16 protein-coding genes are annotated in these 18,383 nt (G+C 42.4%); 4 read left to right on the top strand and 12 right to left on the bottom strand.

The window, feature by feature from the left end; all coding sequences use genetic code 11:
• The first annotated feature begins 30 nt into the window (after positions 1-30).
• The gene (locus tag QFZ72_RS04190) at positions 31-714 is read left to right on the top strand and encodes an N-acetylmuramoyl-L-alanine amidase (protein WP_307429806.1); all 684 of its coding nucleotides are present in this window, start codon (positions 31-33) and stop codon (positions 712-714) included.
• 34 nt (positions 715-748) lie between these two features.
• Here QFZ72_RS04190 and QFZ72_RS04185 read toward each other — a convergent pair whose 3' ends face one another.
• Positions 749-1,651: a metallophosphoesterase gene (locus QFZ72_RS04185; protein ID WP_307429803.1), complete on the bottom strand. Its 903-nt coding sequence runs from the start codon at positions 1,649-1,651 to the stop codon at positions 749-751.
• A 112-nt stretch (positions 1,652-1,763) separates the two neighbouring features.
• Here QFZ72_RS04185 and mscL point away from each other — a divergent pair, with 112 nt between their 5' ends.
• Entirely contained in the window at positions 1,764-2,153 is a 390-nt protein-coding gene (gene mscL / locus QFZ72_RS04180; protein WP_307429801.1) for a large conductance mechanosensitive channel protein MscL, read from the top strand.
• Positions 2,154-2,333: 180 nt separating this feature from the next.
• On the opposite strand, the gene QFZ72_RS04175 is transcribed toward mscL, so the two are convergent.
• The 10 genes from QFZ72_RS04175 to QFZ72_RS04130 form a co-directional block, all read right to left on the bottom strand.
• Positions 2,334-2,702, bottom strand: coding sequence for a phage holin family protein (locus QFZ72_RS04175; RefSeq protein WP_307429798.1), 369 nt, complete (start codon positions 2,700-2,702; stop codon positions 2,334-2,336).
• Positions 2,695-2,904, bottom strand: coding sequence for a PspC domain-containing protein (locus QFZ72_RS04170; protein WP_307429795.1), 210 nt, complete (start codon positions 2,902-2,904; stop codon positions 2,695-2,697). Before QFZ72_RS04170 ends, QFZ72_RS04175 begins: the two co-directional genes overlap by 8 nt.
• Positions 2,905-2,910: 6 nt before the next feature.
• Positions 2,911-3,999, bottom strand: coding sequence for a DUF4097 family beta strand repeat-containing protein (locus QFZ72_RS04165; protein ID WP_307429792.1), 1,089 nt, complete (start codon positions 3,997-3,999; stop codon positions 2,911-2,913).
• Between the two features lie 73 nt (positions 4,000-4,072).
• Positions 4,073-4,393, bottom strand: a complete 321-nt coding sequence (locus QFZ72_RS04160) for a magnetosome magnetite crystal formation protein family (RefSeq protein WP_307429789.1) — start codon at positions 4,391-4,393, stop codon at positions 4,073-4,075.
• Positions 4,394-4,610: 217 nt separating this feature from the next.
• Complete coding sequence (uvrA, locus tag QFZ72_RS04155; protein ID WP_307429786.1) at positions 4,611-7,487, bottom strand: excinuclease ABC subunit UvrA; 2,877 nt, start codon at positions 7,485-7,487, stop codon at positions 4,611-4,613.
• A gap of 7 nt (positions 7,488-7,494) precedes the next feature.
• Positions 7,495-9,477: an excinuclease ABC subunit UvrB gene (gene uvrB, locus QFZ72_RS04150; RefSeq protein WP_307429782.1), complete on the bottom strand. Its 1,983-nt coding sequence runs from the start codon at positions 9,475-9,477 to the stop codon at positions 7,495-7,497.
• Positions 9,478-10,092: 615 nt separating this feature from the next.
• Positions 10,093-10,332, bottom strand: coding sequence for a CsbA family protein (locus QFZ72_RS04145; protein ID WP_307429779.1), 240 nt, complete (start codon positions 10,330-10,332; stop codon positions 10,093-10,095).
• 15 nt (positions 10,333-10,347) lie between these two features.
• Entirely contained in the window at positions 10,348-11,937 is a 1,590-nt protein-coding gene (locus QFZ72_RS04140) for a peptide chain release factor 3 (RefSeq protein ID WP_307429776.1), read from the bottom strand.
• A gap of 237 nt (positions 11,938-12,174) precedes the next feature.
• Positions 12,175-13,587, bottom strand: coding sequence for a HAMP domain-containing sensor histidine kinase (locus tag QFZ72_RS04135; RefSeq protein ID WP_307429772.1), 1,413 nt, complete (start codon positions 13,585-13,587; stop codon positions 12,175-12,177).
• The gene (locus tag QFZ72_RS04130) at positions 13,577-14,281 is read right to left on the bottom strand and encodes a response regulator transcription factor (protein WP_307429769.1); all 705 of its coding nucleotides are present in this window, start codon (positions 14,279-14,281) and stop codon (positions 13,577-13,579) included. Before QFZ72_RS04130 ends, QFZ72_RS04135 begins: the two co-directional genes overlap by 11 nt.
• Before the next feature lie 192 nt (positions 14,282-14,473).
• Between QFZ72_RS04130 and QFZ72_RS04125 the strand changes: the two genes are divergently transcribed.
• Complete coding sequence (locus QFZ72_RS04125; RefSeq protein WP_307429766.1) at positions 14,474-15,937, top strand: ABC transporter permease; 1,464 nt, start codon at positions 14,474-14,476, stop codon at positions 15,935-15,937.
• A gap of 13 nt (positions 15,938-15,950) precedes the next feature.
• Positions 15,951-16,652 (top strand): ABC transporter ATP-binding protein, encoded by a 702-nt coding sequence (locus QFZ72_RS04120; protein ID WP_307429763.1) that lies wholly within the window; start codon positions 15,951-15,953, stop codon positions 16,650-16,652.
• A 324-nt stretch (positions 16,653-16,976) separates the two neighbouring features.
• Here QFZ72_RS04120 and QFZ72_RS04115 read toward each other — a convergent pair whose 3' ends face one another.
• A complete protein-coding gene (locus QFZ72_RS04115; RefSeq protein ID WP_307429761.1) occupies positions 16,977-18,368 on the bottom strand; it encodes a M20 family metallopeptidase in 1,392 nt (463 codons plus the stop codon).
• Between the last annotated feature and the right edge of the window lie 15 nt (positions 18,369-18,383).

Genomic DNA, 18,383 nt, shown 5'->3' with positions numbered 1-18,383 from the left:
GGTAAAGACCATTTAATAGGAGGACTGTACGTGAAGATTGCAATTGACGCCGGACATGGTTACACAACACCCGGGAAAAGAACGGTAGACGGAATGAGAGAATATGAATTTAATCGTGCTGTAGCAAACGAAATGAGGGACCTTCTCGCTGGATATGAAAACATTACAATCCTTTTTACTCATTCAGACACACGTGATGTTCCGCTGAAAGAGAGAACGGATAAGGCCAATGCCGCAAATGCAGATGTGTTTGTATCCATTCATGCCAACGCATTTGGAAACGGCACGGCTTGGAATAATGTCAAGGGCATCGAAACATATGCTCACGACTCAAAACCCCAAGAATCCATTGCCCTTGCAGAAGCGGTTCAAAAAAAGCTGATTGAAAAAACAAAACGGGAGGACCGGGGAGTTAAGCTTGCCAACTTCCATGTCTTGCGGGAAACAAAAATGACGGCTATTTTAATTGAGTGCGGCTTTATGACAAATCAAGAAGAAGCGCAGGCTTTAAAATCAGCAGCTTACCGCAAAACTTGTGCACAGGCAATTACTGAAGCACTTGCTGCTTTTTATAAGCTTAAGAAAAAGCCAGCTCCTGAACCGGGAAAATTGTACAAAGTACAAGTCGGGGCTTTTGCAGAAAAAGAAAATGCCGTAGCCCTGGCCAATGAATTAAAAAATAAAGGCTACAATGTCATCGTCCTTTACGAATAAAAGAGTAGAGACAGTCTGCATCTTACAACTGTCTCTACTCTTTTAATTTTAAAAGAAACCTCTCCTTTGGCAGATGCTTCTTAGACCTGAATTTATTCAAGTATGGCGAATAAGTATCAACCTGAATTTCCTTTTGACCTGCTTTAAAAAACAGAAGACGCATAAAGCCGTTGCCCCCATGCTTTTCAGCCTGATAATTCGCAAGCATCTGAAAAACTCTTTGCTCCTCAGAGATGCGGGTTTCTAAAAAACCCGTTCCGTAATAGTGACCGGATAAAACCAGTTTCACGTTTGGATTTTTCAATACGACTTTCTGAAAAAGTTCTTCTCCTGCAGGACTTCTCTCATTTTTATAGTTCAAATAATCATGAAAAGCTAAAATCGCCGTGTGATTCCGGTAATCCTTCAGTACCTTATTCATCCACTTAAGCGCACTGCTGTTTACATCCCAGCTCATATATATCATGATATATGGCTGATTGTTGATCGTCAGAAGATCATAGTGGCCTCGGTTATTTTCAAAAGAGCCGCCGTAAAAAGGCTGCCGAATAAACCGATGATAGCCGAAATGATCTGTAAACACCTTATAAGGCTGTTCTTTATGAACCAAATCATGGTTCCCTGCCAAAACACCATATGGAATCCTCGTCATATCAAGCATTTTCAGTATTTGATCGGTTCTTTCCCATTGCACATCATCATTAGGCTGATCCACAAGATCGCCTGTATGAAAAACATATTGAATGTTATATTTGTCCCGGTTTTCAATAATCCACTGTATTTGTTTAATCATGATTTCCGGATAGTTTTTTGCATAATATTGAGTATCTGATAGCCAGACAATCGTCGCATCTCCATCTTCAAATGAAAATTTTGCGTACGCAGGAGTTGTAAATAGACAAAGCAGCAGGACTGCCGCAATAAAAGTTTTTTTCATAACCTTCACCCATTTTTTAGCGTACCCATATAGCGTGTCCTTATGTTCACGATTTACATTTATGATCATTGGTCTATACTAGATATTGAAACCAAAACAAGGAGACGTACATATGCTGAAAGAATTTAAAAAGTTTGCCATTAAAGGCAACGTTATTGATCTTGCAGTCGGGGTCATCATCGGTGCAGCGTTTGGCAAGATAGTCACTTCTCTTGTGAATGACATTGTGATGCCGTTGATCGGAATCCTGCTCGGAGGAGTAAATCTTTCGGAGCTCCAGTATACATTTGGAGATGCTCCTTTAAAATACGGAGTATTTCTGCAGACCGTTCTCGATTTCTTTATCATTGCTTTTTCCGTGTTTTTATTCATTCGATTCTTTGAACGGTTTAAACGAAAAGACGAGCAAAAGCCAGTGCCTACATTAACAAATGAAGAGAAGCTGCTGACGGAAATCCGTGATTTGCTGAAGAAGGATGTACAGCAGGAAAGAGAATTTTAGAAAGAAAAAACAGGAAATTGGGGTACTCGTTTCGGAAAAACCTATTCCAGGTACCCAAATGCGCAAGCGCCTTGTTCACACCGAGGATCTAGGCGGTCCGAGCTAGACCAAGGATGCTTGCAACTATATTAATTCTGGTATTAACAAAAAAGGCAGGATCCATGTGATCCGGCCTTTTTTCTATTTCTTTTTACTTTCTCTAAGCGGTTCTATGACGCCTTTTTGAATCAGCAAATGAAGCAGCGAAATCACAATAGAAGCTAAGATCGCTGTGCCAAAACCATCAATGTTGAAGGAGTCTCCCATAATCCCCTGCGCGATCATCAGAGTAATCGCATTGATGACAAACAGGAAAAGTCCAAGCGTTACCACCGTGACCGGCAATGTCAGCAGGATAAGAAAAGGCTTCACTAAAACATTTAAAACAGATATAAGCAAGCTTGCAAGAATGGCGGCTCCTACACCGCTGATGTAAAACGATTCAAAGTACCCTGATACAACAATCAGTATGAGGGCATTGACCAAAATACTGATTGCCCATCTAATCATGCTTAATGACATCTCCCTCATTCGGCACGATGAAGATCGTAATCAAGTAGATAAGACCGAATGGGAAAAAGGCAGTGGTGAGCAGCAAAATCACAAATAAAATCCGGAGCAATGTTACGTCCATGCTTAAGTAATCGGCCAATCCTCCAATGACACCGCCAACCATTTTTTTAGATCTGGATCTATATAATTTCTTTTTCATGTTGAATTACCTCTCTTTTAATAGAATGGAGCCTGTTTTAGAATCTGCAAAAACAGACATCGTTTGTTCACCTGCTGTATTTGATTTGACCCTCAGCTCCTTTTGAATCGTCTCATTCTTCTCAAAAAGCACATCAAGATCTTTTATATCAGCAGCTACTGAACCTAAATTTGATTTAAGTTCACCATTGATTTTCACGTTTTCCGGAACATAAACGTCCACGTTTCCAGTGGCCGTTTTCGCATACAGAGTGTGACATCCAACGTCCTCAAGCTTAACGACGATATTTCCATTAAAGCTTTGAACATCAATTCTCTCGCTTTTCCCGTTTAATTGGATGAGACCATTTATTGTTTCCGCTTCAGTATGGGCTGCCTCGATGTTTGACAGGCGGATTTGACCATTTGCTGTTTCAGCTTCTATTTTTTCACCCTTGAAATTCAGGACAGAAATAACACCATTTGCCGTTTTCGCATTAAAATCCCTTACGTTTAAATCTTCCCCTCTAATTGGCCCATTAAACAGCTTAATTTTAACAAGCTCATACTGCTTTTCTGGAACATATAGGGTCATATTGATTTTTACTGTTTTCTTTTCAGTGTAAAAACGGAACTTCGAACCGTCCACTGAGCAATCAACATTTTGCATAAAGGTTTCTCTTGCAAGCTCCTGATTCTCCGCACGGAATACTTTTGCATCACATTCAACGCGAACATCGTTTTGTGTCCATGCCTGCAGATTCACACTTCCGTTGATTAATTGAATATCAAAATCCCGGATCTCAGCATCCTTGAACTGATAAATGTGCTGAACATTGAGAGAACCGCCAAAGTTTAAATCAAGATCAAGCTCCTTTACCTTCTTCACTGCTGTATCAATAAAAGTCACAAGCTTTGCAGAAAGAGACGATTGAGAGGATTTCTCTTTTTCAACAAAAGGATCTTTTGAAAAAACATCTGCAGACAACGACGTTATCATTTCGCTTTCTTTATGACTGTATTCCTCTTCCAGCTTTTCAATGAGTGTCAATGCTTCACTTGCCGACAGCTTTCCCTGTTCAACTAAATCCAAAATGCGTTTTCTTTGGTCCTTCACTTTTTCCATCCCCCAGTACTTGAGTATGTATTTGAAAAGAAAAGCCTTGAGCAAGAACCCAAAGCCTTTGTGATTAAACAGTTTTTAAAATTTTAATACCCTGCACAATGTTATAAATAAATACAACAAGATTCACGATTCCAACCAGGATAAAGCCAAAAATGACAACTCCAAATGCAAAAGCTTCTGGTGAACCAGACATTTCTGCAAATAAAATCATGAAGAACGGTGCAATAATCGTTACGATTGGAATAATATGTGACAGCAATGATTTTTTCGCATGCTGCTTCACTTCACGTTCATCAGAGATAAAGTAGACGATAATCGGAAATAAAAACGGCGCGAAAAAAATACTGAAATAGCATAAAGATGAGAGCAATTTATTTGTATTCACTTTATTTCAACTCCTTATAACAAGTATACGATTGAGTAAGAGATAAGTTTCATTAAATTTCTGTGCGGAGTTCGGATATCAACCGATTTCAGGAATTATCCACATGATTTTCAATTAATCAATAAAAATAAATGAATCCCCCATAAATCAAAGATTTAAAACAAAAAAGCGTTTACCGCAAAAAGACCCTTAACTGAATGTGTTAAGGGTCCCTCATTTATGCTTTAGCTACAGCTTCTTTTTCTTTGATGGCCTTTTTCATCCGGTCTCGGTCTCTTGTTAAGATAGGCTTTAAATACTTCCCTGTATAAGAACCTTCTACCTTAGCTACTTGTTCCGGAGTTCCAGTTGCAACGATTTGCCCGCCGTGATCCCCGCCTTCCGGTCCGAGATCGATTAGATAATCTGCTGCTTTAATGACATCAAGATTATGCTCAATCACTAAAACAGTATCTCCATTCTCGACGAGACGCTGAAGCACTTTCAGCAGTCTGGCAATGTCGTCTACATGCAAACCGGTTGTCGGTTCATCCAGAATGTAAAGGGAACGTCCTGTTGAACGGCGATGCAGCTCAGAAGCAAGCTTCACACGCTGCGCTTCTCCTCCGGACAGCGTTGTTGCAGGCTGACCAAGTGTAATGTAGCCGAGGCCTACATCATAAATGGTTTGGAGCTTTCGTCTGATTTTTGGAATATTTTCAAAGAATGCCACTGCATCTTCAACGGTCATTTCTAAAATGTCAGCAATGTTTTTGTTTTTGTATTTCACTTCAAGCGTTTCGCGGTTATACCGTTTTCCATGGCAAACCTCGCATGGCACATAGACGTCAGGAAGGAAATGCATTTCAATCTTGATGATTCCATCACCGCGGCATGCCTCGCAGCGTCCGCCTTTTACGTTAAAGCTAAAACGGCCTTTCTTATAGCCGCGCACCTTCGCTTCATTTGTTGTGGCAAAGACGTCCCGAATGTCATCAAAAACACCTGTATAGGTCGCAGGGTTGGAGCGGGGTGTCCGTCCGATCGGCGATTGATCGATATCGATCACCTTATCAAGCTCTTCAATTCCTTTAATTTCTTTGTGCTCGCCAGGCTTCGTTTTTGCTTTGTTCAGCTTCTGAGCAAGAGATTTATGAAGGATTTCGTTTACAAGCGTACTTTTACCAGATCCCGATACGCCTGTAACGGCCACAAATGTGCCAAGCGGAAACTTCGTTGAAACGTTTTTCAGGTTATTTTCGCTTGCGCCCTTTATTTCGATGAAACGGCCGTCCGGCTTCCGGCGTTCAACCGGCAGCGGAATGAATTTTTTGCCTGATAAGTATTGTCCGGTTAATGAATTCTTATCATTCATCACGTATTCAGGTGTTCCTTCAGAAATAATCTCTCCTCCGTGAACCCCTGCACCGGGACCAATATCAATTAAATAATCCGCAGCAAGCATCGTGTCTTCATCATGTTCAACTACGATCAGAGTATTTCCGATATCCCTCATGCTTTGAAGCGTTTGAATCAGCCTGTCATTGTCACGCTGATGAAGCCCGATAGAAGGCTCGTCAAGTATATACAGAACACCTGTTAATCTTGAACCAATCTGAGTAGCAAGCCTGATTCGCTGAGCCTCTCCGCCTGAGAGTGTTCCTGCAGCACGGCTCAAAGACAGGTAATCAAGACCGACATTGTTTAAAAAGCCAAGTCTCTCTTCAAGCTCTCTTAAAATCAGTCTTGCAATCTGCATTTCTTTTTCTGTCAGGTTGACCTTTTCAAAGAAATCGATTGCTTCATGAACAGATAATGAAGTGACATTTCCAATGTGATTGCCATCAACAAGCACAGACAGGCTTTCCTTTTTTAAACGATGGCCTTTACACTTAGGGCATGCCTGCTGAGCCATGTATTTTTCCATCTGCTCGCGGATGTAGTCTGAGCTTGTTTCCTTAAAGCGGCGCTCTACATTGCGAATGACACCTTCAAACAGAATATAATTTTCACGCACCTGGCCGAAGTCATTTTCATAGCGGAAGTAAATTTCATCGTTTCCGCTGCCGTATAAAATCTTGTCCAGCAAGTGGGATGGGATTTCTTTTACTGGAACATCCATCGGGATGCCGTAATGATTACACACAGCCTCAAGCAGCTGAGGATAATATTGAGAGCTCGTCGGCTCCCATGGTGCCAGAGCATGCTGCTTTAATGATAAATCCTTGTTTGGAAGTACTAAGTCTACATCGACTTCAAGCTTTGTTCCAAGGCCGTCACACTCATTACATGCGCCAAACGGACTGTTGAAGGAAAACATTCTCGGTTCCAGCTCGCCGATTGAAAATCCGCAAAGCGGACAAGCGTGATGCTCACTGAAAAGAAGCTCTTCTACTCCGATCACATCGATCATGACTCTGCCTTCGCCAAGGCCAAGTGCAGCTTCAAGGGAATCTGCAAGGCGCGCCGCGATTCCTTCTTTGATAACGATACGGTCAATCACAACCTCAATGCTGTGCTTCTTGTTTTTCTCAAGAGTGATCTCATCACCGATCTCCATCATTTCCCCGTTTACGCGAACCCTAACATAACCTTGCTTTTTGATATCTTCAAACACCTTTGCATGTGTTCCTTTTCGGCCGGAGACAATCGGTGCTAGCACCTGAAGCTTTGTCCGCTCAGGATACTCTAAAATCCGGTCGACCATTTGCTCAATCGTCTGTGATGAGATTTCAATGTCATGATTCGGGCAGGTCGGTCTGCCGACACGAGCAAAAAGAAGTCTCAGGTAGTCATAGATTTCTGTCACGGTCCCAACCGTTGAACGAGGATTTCGGCTCGTTGTTTTCTGATCTATAGAAATCGCAGGTGAAAGTCCTTCAATTGAATCAACGTCCGGCTTATCCATTTGACCAAGAAACTGCCGGGCATAAGCAGAAAGGGATTCAACATATCTGCGCTGGCCTTCTGCATAAATCGTATCAAACGCAAGCGACGATTTTCCTGAACCGGATAAGCCAGTCAGAACAACAAGCTTATCCCGCGGAATCGTCACATCTATATTTTTTAAATTGTGAGCCCGCGCACCTTTCACAATAATTTTATCAATAGCCATTCTAGTTTCATCCTTCCGCTTTTAGCTCTAAAATAAGATCGCGAAGCTCAGCTGCACGCTCGAAGTTCAAGCCTTTTGCAGCCTCTTTCATCTCTGCTTCCATTTGTCCGATCACCTTTTCGCGCTCTTTCTTGGTCAGCTTGCCGAGCTTTGGAACTTGTGCATCGAATTCTTCCCCGTCCTCCGGTGCAATCGTAGCCCGTATACCCTCGCGAATTTTTTTCTGTATCGTTTTTGGCTCAATGCCATGCTTTTTATTAAAAGCCTCCTGCGTTTCACGGCGGCGTTTCGTTTCATTCAATGCAATTTCCATTGATTTGGTCATTTTGTCGGCATACATAATAACGTGTCCATTTGAGTTTCTTGCCGCACGTCCAATAGTCTGGATCAGCGATCTCTCAGATCTCAGGAACCCTTCCTTGTCTGCATCCAAGATAGCTACTAAGGACACCTCAGGAATATCAAGACCTTCTCTTAAAAGGTTGATTCCGACTAGAACGTCATACTTGCCAAGCCGCAGCTCACGGATGATTTCAATCCGCTCAAGTGTTTTGATTTCAGAATGCAGGTAGTTAACTTTAATGCCTATGTCCTTCAGATAATCCGTCAGATCCTCAGACATTTTCTTCGTTAATGTTGTGATAAGGACACGTTCATTGCGTTCTGTCCTTGCCTGAATTTCCCCGATCAGGTCATCGATCTGACCCTGAATCGGTCTCACATCAATGGTAGGGTCAAGAAGTCCTGTCGGGCGAATGATCTGCTGAACCATTTCTGGTGTATGGTCAAGCTCATATGGGCCAGGAGTAGCCGATACAAACATGATGTTATTGATATGCTTTTCAAATTCGTCAAATTGAAGCGGACGGTTATCTTTCGCTGAAGGCAGGCGGAACCCGTGGTCAACGAGAACCTGCTTTCTTGCCTGGTCACCGTTAAACATCCCTCTGATCTGAGGAATGGTAACGTGGGACTCATCCACAACGATCATGAAATCCTCAGGGAAGAAATCAAGCAATGTATAAGGAGTCGATCCTGCCGGGCGAAGCGTCAAATGTCTTGAATAGTTTTCAATTCCTGAACAAAAGCCCATTTCCCTCATCATTTCAAGATCATACCGGGTACGCTGTTCGAGACGCTGAGCTTCTAACAGCTTGCCGTTCTCATGAAGCTCTTTCAGCCGTTCATCAAGCTCCCGCTCAATATTCGTAATGGCAACCTTCAGCTTTTCCTCGCGGGTTACAAAGTGGGACGCAGGGAAGATGGAGACATGCTCGCGGTCTCCTTTGATTTCGCCTGTTAAAGCATCCACTTCTCTGATTCGGTCGATTTCATCGCCGAAAAATTCAACCCTGATGCACTGCTCGTCTCTTGAAGCCGGGAAAATCTCCACTACATCCCCGCGCACTCTGAATGTCCCACGTTTAAAGTCGATATCATTTCTTTCATACTGCACATCAACAAGTCTTCTGAGCAGCTGATTGCGTTCAATCTCCATGCCGGTGCGAAGAGAAACGACCAGTTCACGGTATTCTTCAGGTGAACCCAATCCGTAAATGCACGAGACACTCGCGATGATAATGACATCCTTCCGCTCAAATAATGAAGCTGTTGCGGAGTGTCTGAGCTTATCTATTTCATCATTAATGCTTGCGTCTTTTTCAATGAATGTATCGGTCTGCGGCACATAGGCCTCCGGCTGATAATAATCATAATAGCTGACGAAGTATTCTACTGCATTATTTGGAAAAAACTCTTTGAATTCGCTGTATAATTGTCCTGCCAATGTTTTATTATGTGCAATAATCAGCGTCGGTTTGTTTACTTCCTGGATGACGTTTGAAACGGTAAACGTCTTCCCTGTACCTGTAGCACCAAGAAGCGTCTGATGCTTCTTCCCTTCTTTAATGCCCTGGACGAGCTTTTTTATCGCCTCGGGCTGATCGCCCTCTGGCTTATAATTCGAGACTAAGTCAAAACGATCGCTCAACAGGAGGACCTCCATTCATATGTAATCAGTATTTATATTTTACCATAAACAGGTGGGAAATCACCAAAAATACGAACTATAGTTCGTATATTTCTTTCGACATTTTGTTTTTGATTCTTTCATTATCGCCGGATTTTTCTATTTAAATGCCTGACTTATCTATTTCAATACCTTTTTCAGGAGGTTGGTAAACCGATAGCAACCGAGGTCATGATAAAAGAAGGGAAGAATGCAGGCTATTTTTAATGTCACGCCGACCAATCTAGTACCCGCTTACTGTTGAATGTGCTCTTTTTTAGAAAAAGACTATTTCTCATTTCAACAAGCGTGACTTTCCCAACCGATTCCGAGACTTTCAAGCTTTATTCCAAGACTTTTAGAAGGAATTCCGAGACTTCGCGGATTAATTCCGAGACTTTCCAAAATAATCCCGTATAAATGTGAACAACTGCGTTGGCCGGGATACAGCCTCAGATAAGGATCGTAAAGCTTTGACTTTTTTTCTCGGATTTGTTCTGACCGAGGAGTTGGGCGATGGAGCCAGTCATAAATGCTGGAAACTCTATACATTCTGGTGTAAAAAAAACCCGCTCCCAAAGGGAACAGGTTCAAACCTTAATTCGTTTTTTCGCTTCTTGTGCGCCTTGCCATTTTCGCAGCATACAAAAATCCTGCGGTAACAGATATCACATCTAGAACTATGATAATCCATGATTCCATATACCCTTTCGAATAAGCTGCAGCTAAAAGAGCAATTGTCAGGACAGTCGCAACGTAGTGGTTATATGAGACTCTGGCAAACAAAGTCAAAATAATAAAAGGCAGAGTCAGGGCCAGAACGGCTTTTAGTAACATGGAATCAGCTCCTGCTTACTTCTCTGAAGCAGAAAAGCTTTGGTAGTCGTTTTCCTGCAGAAGATCGATAAGTTCAATCTCTTTATGATTTTCTTTAAAATGCCTGAAGGTAAAATCATTTTCAAAGAGGACAGCATATTGATCATTGCGGTCGCGCACGAGCAGGCTTCTGGAATCAAAGAAGCGCTTTTCGAATTTTTCATTGCCGATCCATCTAGGGATGCGGTCGCCCATAGGAACAAATTCGATCTCAACGTTGTACTCGGCTCTCATCCGGTATTCAAACACCTCGTATTGAAGCTGTCCGACAGCGCCAAGGATGATGTCATCCGTTGAATCCTGACGGAAATACTGGATGGCGCCTTCTTGAACAAGCTGGTCAATTCCTTTACGGAACTGCTTTGCTTTCATGACGTTTTTCACGCGCACCTTTTTAAACATCTCCGGCGGGAACTGAGGAAGCTCATCATAATGATAGCCTTCTTTTCCAACCGTTAGTGTATCACCGATTTGATAAACGTTCGGGTCATAAATCCCGATGATGTCGCCTGCGAATGCTTCATCAACTGTTTCTCGGTCTTTAGCCATAAACACCTGCGTCTGATTCAGCTTAAGCGTTTTATTTGTTCTGCTCAGCTGTACACTCATGCCGCGCTCAAATCGTCCGGAACACACGCGCAGAAAGGCGATGCGGTCACGGTGGGCAGGGTTCATGTTGGCTTGGATTTTAAAGATATAGCCGGAGAATTCTTCAGTCTCAGGTGCAATAAAGCCCTGATTTGTTCTTCGCGGCTGCGGAGGAACGGCATACTGTAAAAACACATCAAAAAATGATTTCACACCAAAGTTGGCAAGCGCACTTCCGAAGAAGACAGGCGTTAATTCTCCGCGCTTAACACGCTCAGCGTCGAACTGATTGCCCGCTTCCTCAAGCAGCTCCAGTTCATCCTTTGTTTCCAAATAAGTCGGGTGGCTGCCAATCTCGCTTAAATCTACTTCATCTGAAGGAATAATGTCTTCCTGCTCGTTTCCTTTAAACTGAACGACTGTATGCTGTTCACGGTCAATAATTCCAAGGAATCGCTTGCCCATGCCAATCGGCCAGTTCATCGGATAGGATTCAATGCCAAGTACTTCCTCAATTTCAGAAAGAAGCTCAAGCGGATCTTTTCCTTCGCGGTCCAGCTTATTAATAAATGTAAAAATTGGGATGCCTCTCATGCGGCAGACTTTGAAAAGCTTGATCGTTTGAGGCTCGACCCCTTTTGTAGAGTCGATGATCATCACTACGCTGTCTACTGCCGTTAGCGTACGGTATGTGTCTTCACTGAAATCTTCATGTCCAGGAGTGTCCAGAATGTTTACGTGGAAATCATGGTATGGAAAGCTCATAACACTTGATGTAACGGAAATTCCGCGTTTCTTTTCAATTTCCATCCAGTCGGAAGCCGCAAATTTGCCGGTCTTCTTCCCTTTAACAGTACCTGCTTCACGGATGACTTTACCGAAATATAATAATTTCTCTGTTAACGTCGTCTTTCCCGCATCCGGATGGGAGATGATGGCGAAAGTCCGTCTCTTTGATATTTCTTTATCTATGTTCATTTACATTACCCTCACAAAGTTTACTTCGTTTGAAATATATCACATTTAGAGCAATAGAACAATTTCACTCTGGACTTTCTCCTGCTTTACACCGGTGCTGTAAAAAAGAGCACATTCACTGCAGCCATCACGACCGCGCCGATAATAATAAATGCTGTATCCTTCTTTTTCATGTTTTTCTCCTCCTGCATTGTTTTCACATAGTTTATCAAGAAATTATGTCTAAATTATTAACAATTAATAATCATGTTTTTTATCAGGAAATTTCAGGATGAATTTGGTGCCGTGATCCTTCCTGCTATCGATCACGATTTCTCCCTGATGTAGGTGAACAAGCTGTTTAACAATCGATAATCCCAAACCGAATTCGCCGAATTGATGGCCGGTTCTGGACATATCCGCCTTATAAAAACGCTGCCATATTGATTCTACCTCTTTGGGGTCCATCCCGATTCCGGTGTCTTCAATTTCAATAATTGTTTCCTTATATCCTTTTTTTCCGCGCAGCCAAACGGTCCCGCTCTCTGTAAATTGAATACTGTTTTTTGTAATGTTAATTAAGATTTGAATGAGGCGGTCATAATCAGCATAGACCATTATTTCTTCATTTCCATCAATCTTTAATTCCACCTGTTTTTCCTCTGCCTGAAAAAATAAATGCTCTTTAATAATTTCAAAAGCCTCCGTAAGCTGAATTTCTTCTTTGAATAGCTTCACCTGATTGGAGCGGATTTTTTCATAATCAAGGTTTTCATTCACTAGTCTTATAAGTCGTTTTGCTTCCTGACTGACAAGCTGAATGCCTTTCTCCTTTTCATCCTCTTCAATCATGTTATTTTTAAGCCCTTCAATTACTCCGCTGATTGTTGTTAAAGGAGTCCTTAATTCATGAGAGACATCCGCCATAAATTTTCTTCTTCTATTCTCTAAACTTTCGATTTCCTGATTTGATTGCTTTAGCTGCTCTGCCATATTATTAAAATCGTTCGCAAGATCGCCGATTTCATCTATGTTGGACGATGGCACCGAAATATCGTATTTCCCTTCCGCAATCATTGAGGTTGCATTTCGGATCCGCTGAATTCTTTTTACATGAACATTTGAGAGAAACCAGCTTAACAAAAGGGAAACGGATAAGGAGATTAAAATGGTGTATAAAAGATAGCGGTTAATCTCGCTGATTGTCTCTCTGGAACCTTTAATCGGCGAAACTAACAGAATTCCTCCTGAAAGATTGCCGTTCTCAAGATACGGCAGGGCAACTAAAGAAACCTCCTGGTTAAAGCGTTTGATTTCATGCTTAACGACGATTCTCTCGCCTTCCTTCAGATTCTGCCATTCTTCTTCTGTAGGCTGAAACCTTGGAGCGTTGCCTGCATACGGATAGAATATCATTCCTTTATCATCAAAAAGACTAAACCGTATGCCTCTCGCACTGAGCACATGCTCATACTCTCTCAAAGCGGGCTCTCCCCTGTTATTTTGAACGTCTGTTAAAATTCTGTTGCCATACTGCTCAAGCTCTTCCACCTTGTTTTCATAAACAAAGGATTCCGCATATTGGGCTACAACAAGACTTAAGATCATAAAAGCAATGATCAGAATGCTGATATGACTTAAAAACAGCTGATAAATATACTTAATTCTCATTCGGATCTACCGTTTCATCAAACTTATAGCCCACTCCCCATACGGTATGGAAAAAAGGCCTGGTTTGCGAGCCCAGCTTAGCCCTCAATCGTTTGATATGAACGTCTACCGTTCGTTCATCCCCGTAAAATTGATAGCCCCAAACCCGTTCAAGCAGCTGCTCTCGCGAGAAAACCTGCCGGGGATGCTCCGCAAAATAATAAAGGAGATCAAATTCTTTTGGCGTTAAGTTTTCTACCTTTTTATTTTCAAGCAAGACCTCGCGAGTTTGTTTGCTGATTTTGAAATAAGCTGTTTCAAGACTGCCTGTCTCTTTTTTAGGCGCATGCGAGACTGAGTGCCTGCGGGACACTGCTTTAATCCTCGCCATAAGAGCAAGCGGGCTGAATGGCTTCGTCACATAATCATCGGCTCCCATTTCAAGCCCAAGAACCTGATCAGATTCGCTGTCCTTTGCTGTCAGCATAATAATCGGAACTGAGCTCTTCTCTTCTCTGATCTTCCTGCAAAGGGTAACCCCGTCCATTCCCGGCAGCATCCAATCAATAATCAGCACGTCCCAGTCTTCCCGCTTATATGCATTGTAGCCTTCTAGCCCATTATTTATAAAAGCACCCTGGATGCCTTCTTTTGAAAAAAACATTTCAAGCATTGCACTGACACTCTGATTATCTTCTATGACTAAAACCTTCATATTTACACCATCCAAAAATATGACTTTCTTTTCAAAGTAAAGTGAATTTCAATGTTTCGCAACAGTTTTCTAAATTCTTCCCTGTTTTTTAAAGGTTAAGAAATAGTTTGGACATAGTTTGTTCATTTCTGTCCATTAATCTGTGAAAGCAAAGAAGTTGTGGTACTTATTCTAATACAAAGGAGAACCAAAATGAATTTTATGAAACGCGGTTTTTTAAGTGTGAAAGCACGTGCAGGAAAAAGCCTGCTGCAAGTCTTTATTTTTACGGTCATTTGCGTGTTTGTCCTATCAGGGCTGTCGATTCAGTCAGCTGCTGAAAAATCAAGTGTGCTTGCGAGAGAGTCGCTTGGAGGCGAAGTGACTCTTAATGTAGACATGGAAAAATTGATGGAAGAGCAGCGCAGCGAAAATACGGAGGAAGGCGCAAGAGTTCGCTTTCAGCCTGTTCCCATACAGGAAGAATCAGCTGAGGAGCTGACCTCCTATTCACAAGTAAAAGGCTATAATTTCTTATCCTCTACATTCGGAACAGCAGCGGACTTCGAGCCAATTGAAAATGAATCCACGGATGCTGCAGAAACAGAAGAAGCTGCTCCAGGCAGAATGGGGGGCGGGGCAATGGCTGCCGCTGATCTTACCCTGCAGGGTGTCATGTTTACGGATTCTGTCCAATCCTTCTTAAACAGTGAGTCTACTATTGTAGAAGGCCGCCACCTGACAGATGAAGATTTAGAGAAAAATGTAACGGTCATAGAAAAAACACTCGCTGAAGACAATGAGTTAGCAGTTGGCGATAAGGTCACTGTGCAATCAACAGCTGATGAAGAGACATCTTTAGAACTAGAGATTGTGGGAATCTACGAAACTGCCTCTGCAGGCTCAGATCTTGGAGGCAGAAACGTCACAGCTATGAATCCATACAACCTGCTTTATGTTCCATATACAGCAGTCTCCGCTCTTAAGGGAGCTGATTACGAAGGAACCATTGATCAGGCAGTTTATTACATGAACGATCCTGAGAAAATTGACAGCTTCGTGGATGAGGCAAAAGAAAACAGCAGCATCGATTTTGAAACGTTCAAATTGGATGCCAATGATCAGACGTATCAGCAAATGATCGGTCCAATTAATAATGTAGCCTCTTTTTCAAAAAATGTTGTGTATTTAGTAACCATTGCGGGTGCGGTCATATTAGGACTCATCATTATGATGTCTATTCGTGAACGCAAATATGAAATGGGTGTCCTGCTTGCGATTGGGGAAAAGAAGTGGAAGCTAGTAGGTCAATTCTTGTTTGAAATTTTGATTATCGCTGTTCTGGCTCTTGGCGTTTCATCCGCAACCGGTCAAGCTGTGGCAAAACAGTTCGGAGATCAGCTGCTGTCGCAGGAGCTTACTCAAACTGAAGAAACCGCATCAAACCCTGCTTCATTCGAAGGCGGACGAGGCGGCATGGGAATGGTCGGACCGTTTGGCATGCAGCAGTCTGCTGCAGATGCAGATCCGATTGATGAGCTTCAAATTGAAGTGACCGGCAAGGACTTAGGCATTCTCTTTGGCATAGGGCTGTTAATCGCCATTATTTCAGCGTTAATCCCGGCTTTATCTGTTTTGAGACTACAGCCTAAAACCATCTTAACGAAACAAGACTAAGGAGGAACAATACATGACTAATCTGCTGCAATTTGAAAATGTCAGCTACTGGTACCATCATGAAAATAAAAAACATGTGATTTTGAACGATATTTCCATTGGTTTTAACAAAGGAAGCTTCTATACGATTGTCGGACCATCAGGTTCAGGAAAAACAACCTTTCTCGCACTTGCAAGCGCACTTGACGTTGCGAAAGAAGGCTCCGTTTTATATGAAGGCAAAAACATTAAGAAAATCGGCCTTGCCAACTTTCGCAATAAATATGTATCGATCGTTTTTCAATCCTATAACCTCCTGCCTTATATGACAGCCCTTCAAAATGTCACGACGGCTATGGAGATCACTGGATCGACCGAGCCAAACAAAAATGAATTTGCTTTACAGATGTTAGAGAAAGTTGGCATTTCCGAGAAACAGGCAAGACAAAAAGTGCTGACCTTAAGCGGAGGACAGCAGCAGCGCGTCTCCATCGCCAGGGCGCTTTCCTGTCAATCTGAATTAATCATTGCAGACGAGCCAACGGGGAATTTAGATGAGGACACAGCCAAAGACATTGTCCGCCTCTTTCAAGACCTTGCCCATAAGGAAGATAAATGTATTATTGTTGTCACACATGATCAAAATATTGCGGCGATTTCCGATGTGACGGTGAAGCTTTCTAAGGGGAGTTTTTATGTGAGTCATAATAGGGAAGCGGTTGGTTTAAAAAGCTAAGATTAATGCCCGCTCCGCTCATTTAAGATGAGCGGAGCGGGCATTTTTATATTTTTCAATGGATGGGGCTCACCTGTCAATCAAGATTCCGTCAAATAAACCATTTACTTTCCAAATCGCCATATTTACTTGAAAAAAATTAAGAAATACTTTCTAAATACAGTATTTCACTTTCTTTTTTCCATTTACCTCCTAACTTCATGCCATATCCACCATTATTAAAACACTTTTAATTGGAATTGAATTTTCTGCCTAAAATGAAGTACGTTTCACCAAATCTTGATTTCTTTTAATAACTGAGTGAAGAATCGAAGTTGAACTTCGTTAGAAGCTAACACTTGCGATCGGCTTTGGTTCTGCTTCAGGCACAAGCGGCGAAAGATAGTGCCTTCCGTTTAGTGCTCTTGCATGTTCTTCTTTGGCTTCCTTCACTTTCCCTGGGTGGACAAGCAAATCAATCGCTGTCGCAGCAAGTACTTTTCCTGCATGCAGCATGCCTTTATGACCGATGCTCATTGCACCCTGTGAAACAACCTGCCAAGTATGAAAAGGAGTTCCTATAGCTGCTGTGACAACTGAACACTGTGCGGTTGGAACAAGCCAGCTCACATCTCCGACATCTGTTGATCCATAGGAAAAGCCCTCATTATATCTGTATGGTTTTAGTTCATCTGATAAATAAGGATACGATGTGGCCTTAGAGAAAGTGGACTGAATATCTTTGGCAAAGTCTTGCTCTTGTTCCGTAAAATTTGGAATACCGATTTTTTGGAAGTTTTCAAACATGACAGATTCCAGCGTTTTATTTAATACTAGATTGGAAGAACCGGCATCAAAGCGGACATCAAGCTCTGTTTCCGTCATTAACGCTGCTCCTTCGGCAATTTTTAACACTCGTTCGTAAATCTCCTGCACTTGTGCAAATTCCGGAGCTCTAAGCTTGTACAAGACTTCGGCAATCGGCTGAACAACATTTGGAGATTTTCCGCCTGAGTTCGTAATGGCGTAGTGAAGCCTTGCATCCTGAATAAGATGCTCTCTTAAAAAATTGGCGCCTAAGTTCATCAGTTCAACTGCATCTAATGCACTTCTTCCTAAATGAGGGCTTGCTGCAGCATGTGAGCTTCTCCCATTAAAATTGAAATAAATCTGGCAAGTCGCTAAGTTTCCTGAGGATTGAATATGGTTATTGGATCCCGGGTGCCATGTCAGCGCTGCGTCCACGTCGTCAAACAATCCCGCTCTGACCATGAACCCTTTTCCGCCGCCGCCTTCTTCAGCCGGACAACCGTAAAAGCGGATTGTACCTTGTAAACCTGTTTCCCGCATGTACTCCTTTAATGAAACTGCCGCTGCAAGCGCACCAGTCCCAAGCAGATTATGCCCGCATCCGTGTCCGTTCCCCTCATTTTCAATTGGAGATTTATGAGCGATCCCTTTTTCCTGGCTTAGATTAAACAGTGCATCGTATTCCCCAAGAATGGCAATGACAGGACTGCCGCTTCCGTAGCTTCCGACAACTGCTGTTGGAATGCCCCCTGCTTCCCTCTCAACCTTAAAACCTTCCATTTCCAATGCTTCTGCCATTCGTTCAGCTGACTTAACTTCTTCATATCGAGTCTCGGCATAGCTCCAAATTTCATCACTGACCTGAATGAATACGTCGCGCTTTTCTTCAATAAGCTGCGATAAACGTTCATAGTAAGGGATACTCATGATTTGATTTCTCCT

Origin of the sequence: Bacillus sp. V2I10 (assembly GCF_030817055.1) — a bacterium.
In the GTDB taxonomy this organism is placed as follows: Bacteria; Bacillota; Bacilli; order Bacillales; family Bacillaceae; genus Bacillus_P.
Note: the sequence above shows the minus strand (reverse complement) of the source record. Positions and strands in the feature narration are given on the sequence as shown.